Annotated in this window: 19 protein-coding genes; 10 read left to right on the forward strand and 9 right to left on the reverse strand. The window is 65.4% G+C overall.

All coding sequences use genetic code 11. From position 1 onward, the window contains the following. The first annotated feature begins 8 nt into the window (after positions 1-8). The 7 genes from KQ910_RS27245 to KQ910_RS16650 all read left to right on the forward strand — a co-directional run bounded on the left by KQ910_RS27245 (position 9) and on the right by KQ910_RS16650 (position 7,595). Positions 9-1,730: a sensor histidine kinase gene (locus KQ910_RS27245; protein ID WP_216962575.1), complete on the forward strand. Its 1,722-nt coding sequence runs from the start codon at positions 9-11 to the stop codon at positions 1,728-1,730. Beyond that, positions 1,723-4,290, forward strand: a complete 2,568-nt coding sequence (locus KQ910_RS16625; protein ID WP_216962577.1) for a response regulator — start codon at positions 1,723-1,725, stop codon at positions 4,288-4,290. Before KQ910_RS27245 ends, KQ910_RS16625 begins: the two co-directional genes overlap by 8 nt. Positions 4,291-4,389: 99 nt before the next feature. Continuing rightward, positions 4,390-4,539, forward strand: coding sequence for a hypothetical protein (locus KQ910_RS16630; RefSeq protein WP_216962579.1), 150 nt, complete (start codon positions 4,390-4,392; stop codon positions 4,537-4,539). A gap of 205 nt (positions 4,540-4,744) precedes the next feature. Next, entirely contained in the window at positions 4,745-4,951 is a 207-nt protein-coding gene (locus KQ910_RS16635; RefSeq protein WP_369408380.1) for a CsbD family protein, read from the forward strand. 12 nt (positions 4,952-4,963) lie between these two features. Further along, complete coding sequence (locus tag KQ910_RS16640) at positions 4,964-5,554, forward strand: hypothetical protein (RefSeq protein WP_216962581.1); 591 nt, start codon at positions 4,964-4,966, stop codon at positions 5,552-5,554. Between the two features lie 111 nt (positions 5,555-5,665). Then, a complete protein-coding gene (locus tag KQ910_RS16645; protein WP_216962583.1) occupies positions 5,666-7,237 on the forward strand; it encodes an ABC transporter substrate-binding protein in 1,572 nt (523 codons plus the stop codon). 88 nt (positions 7,238-7,325) lie between these two features. Then, positions 7,326-7,595 (forward strand): GNAT family N-acetyltransferase, encoded by a 270-nt coding sequence (locus KQ910_RS16650; protein ID WP_216962585.1) that lies wholly within the window; start codon positions 7,326-7,328, stop codon positions 7,593-7,595. Here KQ910_RS16650 and KQ910_RS16655 read toward each other — a convergent pair whose 3' ends face one another. Both KQ910_RS16655 and KQ910_RS16660 read right to left on the reverse strand, forming a co-directional pair. Next, positions 7,596-7,991 (reverse strand): DUF2177 family protein, encoded by a 396-nt coding sequence (locus tag KQ910_RS16655; RefSeq protein ID WP_216962586.1) that lies wholly within the window; start codon positions 7,989-7,991, stop codon positions 7,596-7,598. 14 nt (positions 7,992-8,005) lie between these two features. Next, positions 8,006-8,143 carry a hypothetical protein gene (locus KQ910_RS16660; RefSeq protein WP_216962589.1) on the reverse strand — a complete coding sequence of 46 codons (138 nt, stop codon included), beginning with the start codon at positions 8,141-8,143 and terminating at the stop codon, positions 8,006-8,008. Between the two features lie 152 nt (positions 8,144-8,295). Here KQ910_RS16660 and KQ910_RS16665 point away from each other — a divergent pair, with 152 nt between their 5' ends. Beyond that, on the forward strand, positions 8,296-8,463 hold the full coding sequence (locus tag KQ910_RS16665; protein WP_216962592.1) for a DUF1328 domain-containing protein: 168 nt from the start codon (positions 8,296-8,298) through the stop codon (positions 8,461-8,463). Here the strand turns inward: KQ910_RS16665 and KQ910_RS16670 are convergent. Next, entirely contained in the window at positions 8,460-9,362 is a 903-nt protein-coding gene (locus KQ910_RS16670) for a hypothetical protein (RefSeq protein WP_216962595.1), read from the reverse strand. The two genes, KQ910_RS16665 and KQ910_RS16670, sit on opposite strands and share 4 nt — an antisense overlap. 102 nt (positions 9,363-9,464) lie before the next feature. Between KQ910_RS16670 and egtB the strand changes: the two genes are divergently transcribed. Beyond that, on the forward strand, positions 9,465-10,649 hold the full coding sequence (egtB, locus tag KQ910_RS16675) for an ergothioneine biosynthesis protein EgtB (protein ID WP_369408354.1): 1,185 nt from the start codon (positions 9,465-9,467) through the stop codon (positions 10,647-10,649). After that, positions 10,646-11,605 (forward strand): L-histidine N(alpha)-methyltransferase, encoded by a 960-nt coding sequence (gene egtD / locus KQ910_RS16680; RefSeq protein ID WP_216962598.1) that lies wholly within the window; start codon positions 10,646-10,648, stop codon positions 11,603-11,605. The genes egtB and egtD overlap by 4 nt, the downstream gene beginning before the upstream one ends. A gap of 180 nt (positions 11,606-11,785) precedes the next feature. Here the strand turns inward: egtD and KQ910_RS16685 are convergent, their stop codons facing one another. From KQ910_RS16685 to KQ910_RS16710, 6 genes are all read right to left on the reverse strand, one after another. Then, positions 11,786-12,934: an amidohydrolase/deacetylase family metallohydrolase gene (locus KQ910_RS16685; protein WP_216962601.1), complete on the reverse strand. Its 1,149-nt coding sequence runs from the start codon at positions 12,932-12,934 to the stop codon at positions 11,786-11,788. A gap of 25 nt (positions 12,935-12,959) precedes the next feature. Continuing rightward, positions 12,960-14,174, reverse strand: coding sequence for a winged helix-turn-helix domain-containing protein (locus tag KQ910_RS16690; protein ID WP_229600431.1), 1,215 nt, complete (start codon positions 14,172-14,174; stop codon positions 12,960-12,962). Positions 14,175-14,275: 101 nt separating this feature from the next. Beyond that, entirely contained in the window at positions 14,276-15,331 is a 1,056-nt protein-coding gene (locus KQ910_RS16695) for an SGNH/GDSL hydrolase family protein (protein WP_216962607.1), read from the reverse strand. A gap of 78 nt (positions 15,332-15,409) precedes the next feature. Beyond that, on the reverse strand, positions 15,410-15,670 hold the full coding sequence (locus tag KQ910_RS16700; protein WP_216962609.1) for a hypothetical protein: 261 nt from the start codon (positions 15,668-15,670) through the stop codon (positions 15,410-15,412). Next, a complete protein-coding gene (locus tag KQ910_RS16705) occupies positions 15,661-16,494 on the reverse strand; it encodes an aldo/keto reductase (RefSeq protein ID WP_216962612.1) in 834 nt (277 codons plus the stop codon). Before KQ910_RS16705 ends, KQ910_RS16700 begins: the two co-directional genes overlap by 10 nt. After that, entirely contained in the window at positions 16,491-17,342 is an 852-nt protein-coding gene (locus KQ910_RS16710; protein ID WP_216962615.1) for a phytanoyl-CoA dioxygenase family protein, read from the reverse strand. The genes KQ910_RS16705 and KQ910_RS16710 overlap by 4 nt, the downstream gene beginning before the upstream one ends. Positions 17,343-17,394 lie beyond the last annotated feature (52 nt).

Here is a 17,394-nt window from a genome sequence, read left to right on the forward strand (position 1 = left end):
GATAGTTCGTGGCGGGATGGTCGCTTCGCTCCAAGCTCGTCACGCTCGTTGCACTGGCGTTGCTGCCTGTCCTCGCGCTGGCGGCCTGGCAGGCTGAGAAAGAAGAGGCGGCCGGCGCCTCACGCCTGAGCGCCGCGCTGGGGGCCGTCGCCGACCTGTCCGTCGCCCGCTACAGCGGCCTCTTCGAGGCCTCACAGAGAATGCTGTCGGCTGCATGTGCCGACGAGTCGGTCGAGAATGCCGCCCGCGGAGAGCCCTCGGCCGTCGGCCAATGCGAGAGCTATCTGTCTAAGCTGCTCGCCGCTTACCCCGATCAGTATTCGGCCGCGTTTGTGACGGACGAGCAGGGTATCGGGCGTTGCGCCACGGCACCCGCCGGCCTCGGGATGAGCTTCGCCGACCGGGACTTTTTCCAGAAAGCCCGGTCGGCGAAGGGGATCGTCGTCGGCGACACGATCGTCAGTCGCATCGCCCCCAAACCCATTGTCCCCATCGCGCTCCCGGTCACGCGCGATGGCGCCTTCGTGGGCATGTGTGCCGTCGGCATCACGCTCAAGGTGCTTGCCGAGACTGCTGCCCTGGTCGAGGGTCCTCCCGGGATCGCCGTGGCCGTGGTCGACCGGTCCGGTGCGGCAATCGGGGGAGACGCTCAGGCGATGCGCCGGTTGCCCGCGCCTGCGCGGCTCGCGGAAATCCTGACCGGCATCCGGGTGGCCTTCGTGGACGTGGGCCAGGACGCGGCTTTTTATGAGTTTCGCGTGAGACCTGTCGGCGGCAGTGCACTGTTTGTCGTGGTATCGGCGCCGAGCCCGGAAGGGGGGATGCCGCTGTCCGCCGCCTGGATCGGTTTCCTGCTGGTTGTTCTGTCGGCGATCGTCATCCTGCTGGTGATCTGGTTTGGCGCGGATCGCTGGTGCGTGCGGCCTCTGCTCTACATCCAGGATTTTGCCGACAAGGTCGCGCGCGGGGAAAGCATCATGCTGGCTCCACCGCACCGGTGGTCGCCCGAAATGGCGTCGGTTGGCGCCGGTGTGACGGCGATGGCGGAAGCAATCACCAGCCGCGAAGCGGCGCTGCGCGCCAACGTCGAGCAGCGCGACCACATGCTTCGTGAAATTCACCACAGGGTGAAGAACAATCTCCAGATGATATCGAGCCTGCTCAACCTCCAGGCAGGAGAGATCAGGTCGCCGCGCATCCGTCGCTTCTTCGGCGATGCGCAGAACCGCGTGCTCACTCTGTCGATCCTGCATCGCCATCTCTACGAGCGATCGAGCTGGTCGCTGGTTGATTTCCAGCAGTTCATCAGCGACCTCGTGCGCCAGATATCGGTCGGGCGCGTGCCGGCGGGCCGGCAGGCGCCGCGCTACCATATCCGCGCGCCGATCATGGCGGTGGGGCCCGATACCGCGATCCCGATTGGCCTCATCGTTACCGAAGCCGTCAGCATCGCCCTCAGCCATGATTTCAGCCGCTCGCCGACGCCGGAAATCCGCATCGAGACCAGCGAGCAAGGCGAGGAGGTGCAACTCGTCATCGAGGACAACGGCATGGCCCGCGATTCTGGCGTGCCGGCCCCCGACGGACGGGGCGGTTTCGCGCTCACGCTGATCCGGGGCCTTGCCATGCAGCTCGGCGGCGGAGTCGTCATCGAGCGCAAGCCGGATGGTGGCAATCGGGTGGTCGTGACCTTCCCGACGCCGGCGGCGGACGATCCGGCAAATGCCTAGCCTGCTGCGATCGGCGCGCTCGACCGGCGTGATCGCAGGCATCACACTCGCCGTGCTGATCGCGACAGGCCTGATGCTTGCCCTGACCCATTCCAAGTCCGCGGCCCGCCAGCAGCGGCTCGTCGTGGCAAACTACGAGACGATGGGGCTGATGCGCGAGATGGTGATCGCGGTGCAGGACGCCGAGATCGGCATGCGCGGCTTCCTGCTGACAGGCGACATTAGCAGCCTCGAACCCTACGAACGGGCGCGTCTGCGAATAGAGACGAACATGCGCCTGCTCGAGGCGATGGTCGCCGGCGATCCCGACACGACGCGCCAGTTCCAGGAATTCCGAAGCGTTACGGCACAGAAATTCGAACAGCTCAATGCAACGGTGGGCGTCCACCAACTGAACGGCCGCGAGGCGGCGCTCGCGCTCGACCGCACCGGTGCCGGCCGGGCGATGCTGGGACAGATCCGCCTGCTGGGCGATGCCCTGGTCGAGGGGCAGAGGCTGCTGCTCGCCCGGCGCGTGACGGCGCTGCGATCCGAGCAGGAGCAGGCCGACATTGCGGGACTGCTGGTCATGGCCGGCGCTTTCGTCTGCCTGATCGTCGGCATCTATATTGTCGTGCGCAGCGCGTCCCGTCTGGAGCGCAGCCAGCTCGAACTTGCCGGCCGGTCGCGGCTGTTGCAGGCCACGCTGGAAAGCCTGCGCGACCCCATCTTCGTGGTCGATGACCGGCGCACGGTGGTGGCCTGGAACGAGGCCTTCGCGAAGCTGGCGCAATGGGAACCGGGGAAGCAGGCGCCGCCGACGCTCGATCAGCTCCTGTCCGACCGCTCGCCCGCGACGCGGGCGCTGCTTCTGCCGCTCGATCTCGGCGCCATGTCCCCGAAGGGCTCCGCGGTCGTTCGCGTCGCCCATGACGGACGCGACTACGAGATCTATCGCGGCGAGATGTCGGGTGGCGGCGCGGTGGTGCGCTGCATCGACATCACGGAGAAGCTGCATGACGAGGCGGCGCTGCGCCAGGGCCAGAAGATGGAAGCGACCGGCCAGCTCACCGGCGGCATGGCGCACGACTTCAACAACATCCTGCAGGTCATTCGCGCCAATCTGGACCTGCTGAAAGGCGAGGTCGGCGACAATGCCGCGATGGCCTCTCGGGTGCAGAGCGCAACGGCGGCTGCCGATCGCGGCGCGCGCCTGACCCAGCAGCTCCTGGCCTTCGCGCGCCGCCAGCCGCTGACGCCGCAGCCGACGAACGTGGCGAGACTGGTCGGCGACCTCGCGGACCTGATGCGCCACTCGCTGGGCGAGCGCATCGCCATAGAGCTGAAAGTGACTGACGATCCCTGGAACGCAAAGGTCGATGCGGGCCAGCTCGAGAACGCCATCCTCAACCTGTCGATCAATGCGCGGGACGCCATGCCCGATGGCGGTACCGTCAGGGTCGAGGTTTCGAATGCCACCCTCGACCGTCGCTACGCCGCCCTCCATCCCGACGTGACGCCCGGGCCTTATGTGCTGGTGGATGTCGGAGACACCGGCACCGGCATGCCACCCGAGGTCGTGGCCCAGGCGTTCGATCCCTTCTTCACGACCAAGGGCGACGGAAGAGGCACGGGGCTGGGGCTCAGCATGGTCTACGGCTTCGTGCGCCAGTCGAACGGTCACATCCGCATCGACAGCGCGATCGGGCAGGGCACCAGTGTGAAGCTCTACCTGCCCAGGACCGAAGACCCGGTGCCGGAGGAGAGGTCCGATCCCGGGAGCTCGGTGAGCGGCACGGAGCGCATCCTCGTGGTCGAGGACAGCGAGGATGTCAGGCGTGCCGTCGTCGACATGCTGACGGGCTGGGGCTACCGCGTCGAGGCAGCCGAGGATCCCGACGTCGCGCTGGCTTTTCTGGAGAAGGACCCGGCGTTCGACCTGCTGTTCACGGACATCGTGATGCCCGGAACGATAACGGCCGTCGAACTCGCGCAACACGCGCAGAGGCTGCGGCCGGGCATCGCGGTGCTCCTCACCTCCGGTTTTGCCCGCGGTCTGATCCCCGATCATACCCGCTCCGGCTATCCGATGATCGCCAAGCCCTATGGTAGCGACGCGCTCTCCGCCAAGCTGCGTAGCGTCCTGTCCAATCGACGGCCGACGCCCGCGGTCTCGCCGGCCAAAGCGTCGCCCGATCGGGTCGAACAACCGATGGAGCACAGCCGGTCGCGGCGCGTCCTGTTCGTCGAGGACGAGGTGGTTCTGCGCATGTCCACGACCGACATGCTCGAAAGGCTGGGGTGCTCGGTGGCCGGTGTCGGGAGCGGGGAGGCGGCGCTGGACCTTCTGGGGCAGGAACAGGAATTCGATCTGCTTCTGACGGACGTCGGCTTGCCTGGCATGAGCGGCGAGGAGCTCGCGGCGAAAGTGCGGGAAAAGTACCCGTCTCTGCCGGTGGTGATCGCCAGCGGCTACGGTCGGTCGGGCACGCAGGCCGACAGGATGCATTTCATCTCGAAACCCTATTCCTCGATCGACCTCCAGCAGGCGCTGGATCACGCCGTGCGCAACGTCTCCTGAGGGGCGCGCCGCCTCCCCAACAATCACGCGCGACCGCTGCAACCGGGCACGATATTGCGGCGTTCATCTGGCGAGCGTGAGGCAATCGTGGAGGGGAACATGAAGTCCAAGGAAGTGCCCGAAGCGTCCACCATCGTGACCCAGGACCAGGCCAATCACAGCCCGCTGGCGGGTGAACTCATGGACCTGTACGCGGCGATGTTGATCGTCATCCCGATCGCCTTTCTGCTGAAATCCTTCTGGGTCTGAAGCCTTCCGGCGTGGCGGCGCTGCCTCAATTCGTAGGGGCAACCTCGATTTGCCCGGGGCGTTAACCCGTCTCATCCAGGAGGACATTCACATGCGTTCATTCGCCATGCTCGCGGCTTGCGCGGGCCTTGCCGTCGTATCGCTTCCGGTGGTCGCCGTCGCCCAGACGACCGGTCAGACCACGATCCAGAACGATGCGAAGACGATCTGGGAGAAATTCAAGGGCAGCTGGGGCCAGACCAAGGGCGCTGTGAAGGAGCAGTGGGGAAAGCTGACCGATGACGACCTGCTCGCCATCGAGGGCCAGCGCGACCAGCTCGTCGGCAAGATCCAGGTGCGCTACGGCATTTCCAAGGAGGAAGCCGAAGCACAGGTCGGCACCTGGGAAAAGCGTCGCTTCCGGGACATGTGAGGGGTGATCACCATGAAGCACTCCCTCACGCTGACCGCCATCGCCGGCATCCTCACCTTTGCAGCAGCTTCGGCTTTCGCCCAGGCGCCGGGAACCGTCGGCGCCGGTGTCTCTGCCAACGGCCTCACCCAGTTCAAGGACGAAAAGACCGGCAAGGTCTGGACGCCCGAGAATGTGAGCAAGGACAACCAGACGCCGCAGCAGCAGGCGGCCATGCCGCAGTCATCGACCGACAAGGCATTCGATCCGAACAGCCAGGTGGTCAGCACGCAGGTCGTCCTGCAGCGGCCTAAGGGTAATCTGATGGGCACGGTGCCGATCACCGCCGGTCCCAATGTGCCCGTCGTCGTGATCGACAGTCCATGGCTGCAGGCCGTGCCGCAGCAGAACTGGCTTTCGGTACTGTACGTGACGAACAACAGCGCCAACGTCGTCGATGCGGTGGTCGGCTGCACCTTCACCAATGGCGGCCGCCCGGTACAGGACACGCGAATCGTGTTGCAGCCATCGGGCCCGGGCGAGCGGTGGGGCTTCCCTGTCTACGGTCCGCCAGTGACGACGTTCGTCGACCGGGTGACCTGCCGGGTTTTGTCCCCGGCTTAAGCCGGAGATATTTCGACAGTCGCGGGCCGGCTTTCCGAAAGGAGGGCCGGCCCGTTTCGTTTGCAGTGAAAGACGGCTACGGTGGCGGTCCGGGGTTGAAGGGAATTTTGCATGCGTAGAACTGTATTGGGACGTCGGATGGCACTGGCAGGCGGTGTCGCTCTGGCGAGCGCTTCGTTGATTCGGCCGCGCGAAGCGCGCGCCGCCAAGGGCCTGACGGTCGTCCTCGAATCCGAGGTGACGATCCTCGATCCGCACGCGACCACGGCCGCCATCACGCGAACCTTCGGCACGCACGTCTTCGACACGCTCTTCGCGATGAACGACAAGGGCGAGATCAAGCCGCAGATGGTCGAGAGCTTCGACAGCAGCCCCGACAAGCTGACCTGGACCTTCGTGCTACGCGACGGCCTGAAGTGGCACGACGGCAACCCGGTAACGGCCGAGGACTGCGTCGCCTCGCTCAAGCGCTGGTCGGTGCGCGATCCGCTGGGCAAGATGCTGATGGCGGATACCGATACGCTGGAAGTGACGAACCCGAAGACCATCAGGTTCGTGCTGAAGCAGCCGTTCCCGCTGCTTCTCGACGTGCTGGGCAAGCCCAACGCGCCGCTCCCGGTGATGATGCCCGCCCGGCTGGCGGCGACGCCAGCCGACCAGCGCATCCCGGAGCCGATCGGCTCGGGGCCGTTCCGCTTCGTCAAGGACCAGTGGCGGCCGGGCAATGCCATGATCCTGGAGCGCAATGCCGCCTATGTGCCACGCAAGGAAGCGCCGGACTTCCTGACGGGCGGCAAGAACGTGAAGATCGACCAGCTCACCCTGCGCGTGATGCCCGATCAGTCGACCGGCGCCAATGCGCTGATCGCGGGTGAGATCGACTACATGCAGTACCTGCCGTTCGACATGCTCCCGGTCCTCGAGAAGGAGAAGAACGTCAAGCTGCTGGGGCTGGGCGGACTCCACCAGTTCCAGGGCAACTTTCGCCTCAACCATGCCTCCCCGCCGTTCGACAATCCGGCGGTGCGCAAGGTGATGTGGAAGCTGGTCGACCAGAACGCGACGCTCACCGCCATCGGTGTTCCGGACAAGTATCAGACCAAGAATTGCTCCTCCTTCTGGATGTGCGGCACGCCGCTGAGCACGGATGCCGGCGCCGGCGGGGCCAAGCTCGACCTGGCGGCGGCGCGCGCCGAACTCAAGGCCTCCGGCTACAAGAACGAGCCGGTCATCGTCCTCGAAGTTGCCGGCTCGATCAGCCAGACCGCGTCGCGCGTGCTGGTGCAGAACATGAAGGATGTCGGCTTCAACGTGGAGCAGCAGCCGCGCGACTGGCCGACCGTGCTTGCGCGCCGGGCCAAGAAGGACGGCTGGTCGATGTTTCCCGTTTACTCCAACGGGACGGACATGTACTCGCCGCTGACGCACTTCTACGTGGCCGCGACCTGCAACGACTTCCCCGGCTGGTCCTGCGACAACCGCATTCCGGACCTTCTGAAGTCCTACACGCGGGCGAGCACCCTCGAGGAGCGCAGGAAGATCGCCTCCGAGATCCAGGTCATCGCCTACGACCTCGTCCCTTCGCTCATGTGGGGGCAGTTCACCATTCCGGCCGGCTACAGGACGGATTTGAAGGGGCTGATCCAGTCCTCGTATCCGATGTTCTGGGAAGTCGACCGGTAGGCAACCTGTCATGCGATCCGGCATTGAACAGACATGCCGGATCGCGCGATCTCAGGCGGCGTGCCGACCGCATTGAGGGGCCTAAGAAATGACCGTCACGCATAACGCCGCCCAGAACCGCTATGAACTCCAGGTGGACCACGGGCTGGCAATCGCCGTCTACCGCCAGCAGGGTGACGCGCGCATATTCACCCATACCGAGGTCCCGCCGGAAGACGAGGGAAAGGGGATCGGAGCCAGGATCGTGAAAGCGGCCCTGGAAGATACCCGCAAGCAAGGCTTCAAGATCGTCCCGGCCTGCAGCTTCGTGGTGGCGTATGTCCGCCGCCACCCGGAGTTCGACGACAACCGATCCTGATCAGGGCCTTACCACCAGGACGGTGACGAGCGTCGTCACGGCGGTGGCCACGGTTCCCCAGGCGAGATCGACCGCGCTGACCGCCATGGGCCAGCCTCGCAAGGTCGCCAGATTGGTTATGTCGTAAGCGGCATATACGCAGAAGCCGAAGAGACCGCCGTAGAGCAGGGCGCTCGTCCATGTTCCCGCGCTCATGGCTGGAGGGACGGCGAACACGGCGATGCCGGCAGCGTGTATCAAGTAGAAGAGGATGGCCACGCTCCAGATCGGCTGATCGAGGAGCATGTGGCTCAGCCGCGCCTTGTAGAACTCCCGACTGACGACGCCCAGCCAGATGCCATCCACGATGGCGAGCACGACGAGTGCGACGAGGTAACTGAGCGCCAGTGTCTTCATCACGCCAGTCTAGCCTATCCGTGCGGAATCAGCAGGTACCAGACGAAGGCCAGCGCGGCGACGGCGCCGATCGAGGACAAAACAAGCACAAGGATTACCCGCCCGGTGATGATGCCGCTTCGGGCCTCGGTGGGCGTCACATCTGGCTGCATGGTGAACTCCGGAGTCGTCGTTGGAGAGGCCAGGCGCGATGACCTCGTTCACTCGACCAACGTGGACTCTGTGGCCGGGTTGCCTTCCGGAACCGCCGCTCTCCCAAAGGCGTTAACCGCACGACAAATGCCAACGCTTAAAGAGCGGACAAATGTTGTACTGGTCCCTGATGTTTCTCGTGATCGCCCTGGTGGCCGGCATCTTCGGCTTCGGTGGTATCGCTTCCACTGCCACGGGAATCGCGCAGATTCTGTTCGTGATCGCGCTGGTCCTGTTCGTCGTGAGCCTCTTCACGGGCTTCGTTCGCCGCAACTCCTAGGCGGCGAAGTGATGGTGGAGCAGGGAGCGTGCTTCGTTCCCGGCACCGAGATCCCAGCAATTGACGATGGCCACCCGGAAGCCGCCGGGTGGCATCGCATGACGCTCCGGCGCGACTTCCTCATGGAAGGTGATCTGGACGCTCGACACGCCTGGCATGCTCTCGATGCGGTCGAGCAGGGCGCGCGGCGGGTGGCGATAGCGGCGCCCATGCGGCATGAAGAGGACGACGCTGTATCCGGTTCGGCGCGTACCGTCCTCGAAACGCCATTCGCGGTCTCGGTAAAGTCCGACGAGAGCCTCGACCCAACCCTCGCCATAGAGATCGGGCCATTGGTCGGCAAACCTGAGATGCACCTCGATGATGCTTCCGCCGATCGTTTCGAGGTTGGCCATGCCGCAATAGCCACCGAGATGTCGACGGCACCAGCCGCCGGCCCCGGCTTCGATGGCGGCGTCGGCATGCGCAAAGACTTCCCAGTAGTCGAAGGTGCCGTCGCCCGCCGCGACGCCCTTTGCATGACGCCACCATCGTGGCACGCCATTCAGCAGCGCGACGTCGCTGCTCACATGCTCGCCGGCGAGCAGCGTCATCCACATGTGACCGGGCCGATACGCCGCCTCGTAGTCCGACTTCGAGTAAAGAGCCTGGCTTCCCACGCCCATCCCCTTGAGGTTGTAGATGGGCTTCGAAAAGACGGGATAGTCGGTCGGTGAAACACCGTGTGGGGCGCAATCCAGCCCCTGGCGCGAGGCCACTGCCAGCTTGTCGTAGACCCAGCGATGATCCGGATTCCAGAGCCAGGCGTCCGAGTCTTCAGTCGGTATGAATACGTCGTCGGGACAATTCACTCTCTCGAAATATTGTTTGCGCCACGGGTCGATCTCGCAAATCGGCACTTGCTTCCCTCATGTGGCCCGGCTGACGCTCATAGGGTGAACGCGAGGCGCCGCCCTTGCAACCGGTCCGGGCGGTACCACGTTAGGCGGTGCGGAGGTCCAGTGCCCAATCTCACGATGCCACCCGTGCAGGCGCGCGGCCTCGATCGCTTTCGCGCAGTTCGTTCGCGTACTGAGGAACTTGCCGCGCCCCTGTCGGCGGAAGACCAGACGGTCCAGTCGATGCCCGACGCCAGCCCGACGAAGTGGCATCTCGCGCACACGACATGGTTCTTCGAGACGTTCGTCCTGCGTCCGCACGCGAGCGGCTATCGGCCCTTCGACCCGGCTTTCGAGTATCTCTTCAACTCCTACTACGAGGCTGTCGGACCGCGGCATCCGCGGCCGCAACGCGGGATGATCACCCGGCCGGGCGCGGAGCAGGTGCTCAACTATCGGCGCTACGTCACCGGCGCCATGCTCGACTTTTTAACGCACGACCGTCGTTGCGACGAATTGGTCGAACTGGGGTTGAATCACGAGCAGCAGCACCAGGAACTGATCCTGATGGACATCAAGCACGCGCTGTCGGTGAACCCGCTGCGGCCGGCCTACCGTGCGGCGACACCGCGCGCGGTGCTTGTGCCGCAGGCCGTTGCGTGGCGCGAGTTCGAAGGCGGGCTGGTCGAGGTCGGCCACGGCGGACACGGGTTTGCCTTCGACAATGAGGGACCGAGGCATCGCACATGGCTGGACGCCTTTGCCATTGCGATGCGCCCCGTCACGTGCGGCGAGTATCTCGCGTTCATGGAAGATGGGGGGTACCGGCGCGCGGAGTTCTGGCTGTCGGCGGGATGGGAATGCGTGAACAGCCGAGGGTGGGAGGCGCCTCTTTACTGGGAGAACAAGGACGGTGCCTGGCACGTCTTCACCCTGTCGGGCCTTGAGCCCGTGGATCCCTCGCGCTCCGTGTGCCACGTGAGCGCCTTCGAGGCGGCAGCCTTTGCCAAGTGGGCGGGCAAGCGGTTGCCGCGCGAGGCCGAATGGGAGACGGCGGCGGGCGTCCTGCAGGGCAGCGGTGAAGTCTGGGAATGGACCGCGAGTCCCTACGTCGCCTACCCGGGCTACCGTGAGCCGCCCGGCGCGATCGGCGAATACAACGGCAAGTTCATGGCCAGCCAGATGGTGTTGCGCGGCGGCTGCAGCGCGACGCCCGAGGGCCATGTCCGGCCGACCTATCGCAATTTCTTTCCGCCCGACGCGCGTTGGATGTTCGGTGGAATCCGTTTGGCGGAGGATCTTCGATGAACGTGCCGCTTCTCGCGCTCGACGACGGCGCGCGCGCCGATCGGGCGGATTTCCGCCGCGCCGTGCTCGCCGGTCTCGGCGGCGTTCCGCGCGCCATCCCGGCCAAGTATCTGTACGACGCCCGGGGATCGGCCCTGTTCGATGAGATCTGCGAGCTGCCGGAGTATTATCCAACGCGGACGGAGACTTCGATCCTGCGCGCCTGCGCCGGTGAGGTCGCCCGGCTCGCGGGACCCGGCTGCGCGCTGATCGAGTTCGGCAGCGGATCGAGCGTGAAAACACGCATCCTGCTCGATGCGATGCACGATCTCCACGCCTACGTGCCGATCGACATTTCACGCGAGCATCTCGACGCGGCGGCGGCCCGCCTGCGCAACGACTATGAGGGGCTTCAGATCGATCCGGTGACCGGCGACTACATGCAGCTGGAGTGCCTGCCGCCGGCGATCGACAGAGCCCGGCGCATCGGCTTCTTTCCCGGCTCGACCATCGGCAACCTGACGCCGGAGGAGGCGGTGCTCTTTCTGCGCCGCGCGCGCCGCATGCTGCGCGCCGACGGGGCACTGGTGCTGGGCGTCGACCTCCGCAAGGATCCGAAGCGCCTGCACGATGCCTACAACGATTCGGCCGGAGTCACCGCGCAGTTCACCCTGAACCTGTTGCGGCGCATGAACCGCGAACTGGACGCCAATTTCGATCTTTCGACCTGTGCGCACGACGCGTTCTACAACGAGGCCGAGGGGCGGATCGAAATCTACTTCCGCAGTCTTCGTGACCAGATCGTCAGGGTGGCCGATCGCCGCTTCGTGTTCGCCGAGGGCGAACGGGTCCACACCGAATATTCCTACAAGTACGACGAGGCTGGCATTGCGGCTCTGGCGCAGAAGGGCGGCTTTTCGATCGAACGCTCCTGGATCGATCCCGCACGCCTGTTCGCCGTCGTCTTCCTGAAATAGCCCCCTGAAACAGGCAGCCCGCCCCTGAGCGGGTCAGGAGCGGGCTTGGAGTAGAGCCAGACGGGGAGAGAGGTGTTGCTGAGCGGGGGCAGAGGCAACACCAATTATCTGGCCATGAACGAGAAACGCCGGCCGCACCATGAAAGTTGCAAACCGTTCAAAAAAAAGATCGATTCTGCCCTAAGCTCTTGAATTCACGTCACTAATAGGATGCCACCAACGGCCAGCCAGCACGACCCCGACTGAAAGGAGTCGCCTGTCGCCGATCAGCGTCTCGCCGATCGAATCGGCGTAATCGAACCTGCCGCTGGCCTGGTCTATCACCGTCGCCTCGCCGACGCTGCCGACCTTCAGCGTGCCGATCTCGGGCCGATTGATCGCGGCGGCGGCATTCACGGTCGCGAGCCTGATCACGGTCGGCAGGTCGACGCCGAGGCACAGGAACTTCGACATGGTCGTCAGCAGGTCGAAGGCCGGGCCTTCGATCGAGATCGCATGGACGTCGGAGGAGATCACGTCGGGCAGGAAACCCGCCGCCAGCATCTTGCGCGTCGTGCCGAAGCCGAAGGAACCGCCGCCATGGCCGATGTCGAAGATCACGCCGCGCTCGCGCGCCGCCAGGATCTCGTCGCGCACGTTACCGCCGGGCGTGACCGGCGCGTTGGGGAAGGGGCGGAAGCAGTGGGTCAGGATGTCGCCGCGGCGCAGGCGGCTCACGACCTCGAGCCGCGACGGCGGCGGCGAGTCGAGATGCGCCATCAGCGGCAGGCCCGTCTCCTCGGCGACGTCGAGGGCGATGTCGAGCGGCATGATGCCGGAATCGCCGCTCGCCGACTTTCCGACACGCACCTTCACGCCGAGGATCAGGTCCTTGTGCTCGCGCGCCACGCGAACGGCCTCGCGCGCATCGAGCAGCCTCATGTCTGCGGCTTCGCCCACCATCACCGCCTTGGAGAAGGCGAAGATGCCGGGGAACGAGACGTTGAGGAACGGCAGGATGCGGACCGGCGAGGTCTCGATCACGTGCTTGCGGAAGCCGTGGAAGTTGCCGGGGCCTGCGCTGCCGGCATCGATGAAGGTCGTGACGCCGCCGGTGCGCGCGACCAGCTCGGCCTCGACACCCAGCGAGGTACCGCCCCAGTAGACGTGCGTGTGCAGGTCGATCAGACCCGGCGACACGATCTTGCCCGAGACGTCGCGTGTGTCCTTGCCCGCGAGGCCGTCGCCGATCGCGGCGACCTTGCCGCCGGCGAAGGCGATGTCGGTCACCTTGTCGATTCCCTGCGAGGGATCGATGACGCGGCCACCCTTGAGGACCAAATCGTTCATGCTCGTTTCTTCCTTCCAACACTTGTCACTTGGACATTCTACTCCACGCGCGTCCCAAGTCCCCCGCGCGGGGCAGCACAAGCTCATCGAGGCCGAGCCAGTCAGCCATCAGTCGAAGCTCCTCGCGCATCGGTACCGACACGTCGCGCGCCTCGACGCCGGCTTCGAGATGGGCGGCCGGCGCCAGCAGCTTCGAGTTGGCGCGGTCCGCCTTGAGGTCGACGCGGCCGACCAGCCGGTCGCCCAGCAGGAAGGGCAGCACGTAATAGCCGTGCTTGCGCTTGGCGACGGGCGTGTAGATTTCGATGCGATAGAAGAAGTCGAAGATCCGCTCCGTGCGGTCGCGTTCCCAGACCAGCGGATCGAACGGCGCCAGCAGGGCGCGCGCCTCGATACGGCGAGGCTGGCGCGCCGCGGGATCGAGATAGGCCGGCCGGTTCCAGCCCTCGACCTCGACCGGCAACAGTTCGCCCGCCTCGACGAGTTCGGCCAGCCGCGCCTTGGTGTCGGCGACGGGCAGCCTGTAGTAGTCGCGCAAGTCGAATTCGGTGGCGACGCCCAGCGCGCGGGCCGAAAGCCGCAGCAGCTCGCGCTGTGCCTCCTCGGGCGAGGGCGTGGGCAGCGCCTGGATACTGGCCGGCAGCACACGCTCGGTGAGATCGTAGACCCGCTCGAAAGCGCCGCGCCGCGTCGCCGTCGTCACGATGCCGGCGAAGAACAGCCATTCGAGCGCGAGCTTGCCATCGTTCCAGCCCCACCACGGCCCGCGCTTGGGTCCTGCCGTGCTAAGGTCCGAGGCGGCGAGCGGCCCGCGATCCTCGACCTCGCGGCGGACCTCTTCGATGTAGGCAGCCTTCTCGCGCGCGAATGTTTGCAGACCGCCCTTGCTGATGCCGGCGGCGGCGCGTTCCATGCGCCAGCGCAACAGCGGCTGCGAGGCGAGCGGCAGCAGCGACGCCTCGTGCGCCCAGAACTCGAACAGCCCGCGGCGGCTCTTGCGACCCCAGGCCAGTCGGTCGAGATGGGCGCTGTCGTAGTTTCCGAGTCGCGAGAACAGCGGCAGATAGTGGGCGCGCGTCAGCACGTTGACCGAATCGATCTGCAGGAGGCCCAGCCGGTCGACGGCGCGCTTCACATGGCCGAGATTTGCCGCACCGTCGGGCCGCTCGATACCGAAACCCTGGGCCGCCAGCGCAATGCGCCGAGCGGCGGCGGCTGAAACTCTCTGACGCTTCACCAACGATGCCCCGCTTTGCCGGAGCGCAGAGTTGCCGATGCCGACCGCAGGCGCAACCGCTCCGCACGGCAGCCGGCTACGCCACCTTTGCCCGCGTGGTGGATTCAGTTCGGCTTGACCATGGCCTTGAGCGCCTGCTCGTCGATGAACTTGGCCAGCAGCTCGGCGCCCAGTGCCGACCAGTGGGCACCGGTGGGTGAAAAGAGGTCCGCCTTGTTGCCCTTGTAGCTGTTGACCAGGTCCATGGAGTCGAGCACGGGCACGCCCATCTCGCGCGCCACGACGGCGCCTTCGCGCGAATAGCGCAGCAGCAGCCGGTTCTGCCCGATCTCGTGGATCCCGCCCATGATCACGTACAGTGGCTTGGCGTTGTTCCTGCGAATCAGTTCGATGAACTCGCGCAGGGTTCGGTCGAAGTTTTCGCGAATCTCCGGAACGATCGGATATTCCGGCACCGGCGCGGGGTTGGGGGGCGGCGCAAACAGGTTCAGGTATTCTAGATAGCGGACAATCATCGAGTTGCGCTTCAGCCAGCGCGATTGATCGAGGTTCGTCGCGAAAAGGCCATGCTTGCCGGAGTCGACGGCTTGTTTGAGGTCGATTCCTTCTCTGGCGAGGTGCCCGGCATTGGCCTCCTCGTTGAGACCCGAGTAGATGATCACAACGTCCGGCTTGAGCCGCGGCAAGTCGCGCTTTGCCCGTGCCAACTCCTGGCCGATCGACCAGACGATCGCTCCGGCGTTGAGGACCTGGGACTTTGGCCCGGCATACTTCCGCAGCTCTTCCTGCAGGCGGATCGGCCATGCCTGGTCGGTTTCGAGGTTGAAGCAGAAGGTGGTCGAGCCGCCGTAGGCGATCACGCGGATCGAGTTCGGCGGTTTCGGCTCGAAGACGTCCTCCTTGTTGCGGAAGCCGTGATTGTTCGTCTCGGAGTTGGAGTTGTAGGCATTGGTCGAATGGATGGCGCCCAGTTCGGCGTCGTAGCTCCAGAGGCCGTAGGTCTTGCCCGGCACGCCGTACTTGAAGTGCATGATCGCGTAGCCTGCACCCTCGATCGCCAGGATGGCGGCGAGGGGAAAGCCGATCATGAGGATCAGGCTGAAGAGTATCTTTTTCCAGAGCGGCAGGTTGGCTGTCGTCGTCTTCGCCGATTGCGTCATGCGTTTCGTCCCACGCCCCCACCCAATGCGTCGCGACTATCGGTTAGCGGGCGGCGGCATTCAACAAGGCATGCCCCTCTATTTGCCCTCGAGCCGCCGCAGAGCCTTTTCGACCGCCTCGGCCTGGCGGTTGGAGACGTGTCCATTGGCCTTGAATTCGAGGACGACCTTCCTGAGGAACGGGCTTCGCTCGGTGTGAAGTGCTGCGCGCTTCATCAGGCCTTCGTGGATATGGGCGGGCCCGCGATTGCGGGCGTCGCGCCGGGCACGAAAGATCTTCACCGCTATGGCGACGACAAGCGCCGTGACGACGACGATGAGGATTTCCGTCAACTGCATGATTTCCACGCGGCCATATTGGTAGTGAGATGATCGGCCCCGAACATGGAGCAGACGAGCGCCTCGCAGCGGCACGCGTCGCCGAGCGCGGGCAGCAGGGCGGCAAGGGTGGTCAGCGGCCTGTCCATCTCCTTCTGCCGGCGCATGAAGCCGAAGGGCGAATGGGCGACGAAGCGGACGCTGCGCCATTCCTGCGGCAGGGACAGCAGCGTGTCGCTTACGGGCACCTGAACGACCGCGTCGGCCAGCAGATCCTTGCCGGCCAGATGTTCCAGTCCCTGGAGCAGATCGCCCTCCACAGAGAAGCCGAAGCGGCGGATGGTGCCGGCACGCTGAAGCTCCCTGAACCATGTGCCGACTTCTTCAAGACCCGGCCGCTCGGGTGAGAAATTGTGCAGCAGCAGATCGTCGATGTAGGACGCGCCGAGTTCGTCGAGGCTCGTCTTCAGGCTGCCGGCCAGACTCTCGATCTCGTAGGTACGGACCGGCTGGAAGCTCTCGGAACTGGCAACGCGCTGCACCTGCGCCTTGAGACCCGGTGCGAAGGCGAGCAGGGATCTCGCAACGGACTTCGCGAGACCGAGCAGGGGTGTATTGCGCACCGGCAAGATGCCGCACTTGGTGACGATGCGAAGGTCTTCGCGGCGATGCTTGCGGAGAGCATTGCCGACGACGCGTTCGGCCTCGCCCCAGCCGTAGGATCGCGCGGTGTCGAAATGGCGGACACCCGCGGCGAGCGCGCGTTCGAGCGCAGCGGTGCCGGCGCGTCGGGAGACCCGTCCCATGATGGCGGCGGTGCCGAAACCGAGGGCCGGGATGGTCATTGGTAGCGCAACTGCAGCATCAGCCGGTCGCCGGCCTCGGGCGGCAGGGCCTTGTGATAGCAGGAAGCGTCTTCGAGGAAGCCGAAGCCGGCCGGTCCTTCGAGGGTGCGCTCCGCTTCGCGCCCGTAGGTTCGAAGCGCTTCGGCATCGCTGAGGCGCGCGCTGCCCAGCAGGTGCCCGAGGCGCTTGCGCCGGCTGCTTCCTGCAATCAGTGCGTGGGCGCCGTTCTTCGCGGTCGTGTCGAGCAGGTAGAAGTTGGCGTACATGAAATTGAAGCCGTCGACATCGTAGTGATAGTCGATGGTCTGGGAGGCCTTGCGCCGCTGCTCGGCGGAGAGCTGATTGGCCAGGCTCCAGAACAGCCAACTCGAGACCTGCCGCGGGCGGTAGCCCAGGAATAGCGACGCGGCTTCGTAGAGGTAGGCGTCGGCGGCGATCGCGCGGATTAACGGCAGTCTCGAAGAGTCCTGGACCGTGACGATCGCGAACTTGCCGCGCGCCTCCGAGAGCGTGGCGTAGGTGCCGGCCGGCTTGTCATCGACGTGAAGCGGCAGGCTGCGCGCCTGATCCTGCAAGGCGGCCACGGCTGCGTCATCGAGTTGCGGCCCGGGCGAGTAGGAGTGCCGCCGAATCTCCTCGACCTGCTCGGCGGCGTTCCGCGACGGAAGGACGTGATTCGAGCGCGCGACGTCGATCGTCGAATTGGCCGGCTTGTAGAGGTCGCCGACCTGGAGCGGCGTCGTCCGGACGACGACGTCCTTCAGGCGGTTGAGGGCGGAATAGGCATCGCGCACGGTCGCGAACCGGCCCAGCGCATAGTGGGGTTCGCGCAGGACTTTGCCCGCCAAACGCCCGAAGCGCTCGAAGTGTCGAGAGCCGAAGCCTGCCATGCCGGTCACT

Origin of the sequence: Reyranella humidisoli, assembly GCF_019039055.1 — a bacterium.
Taxonomy (GTDB): Bacteria; Pseudomonadota; Alphaproteobacteria; order Reyranellales; family Reyranellaceae; genus Reyranella; species Reyranella humidisoli.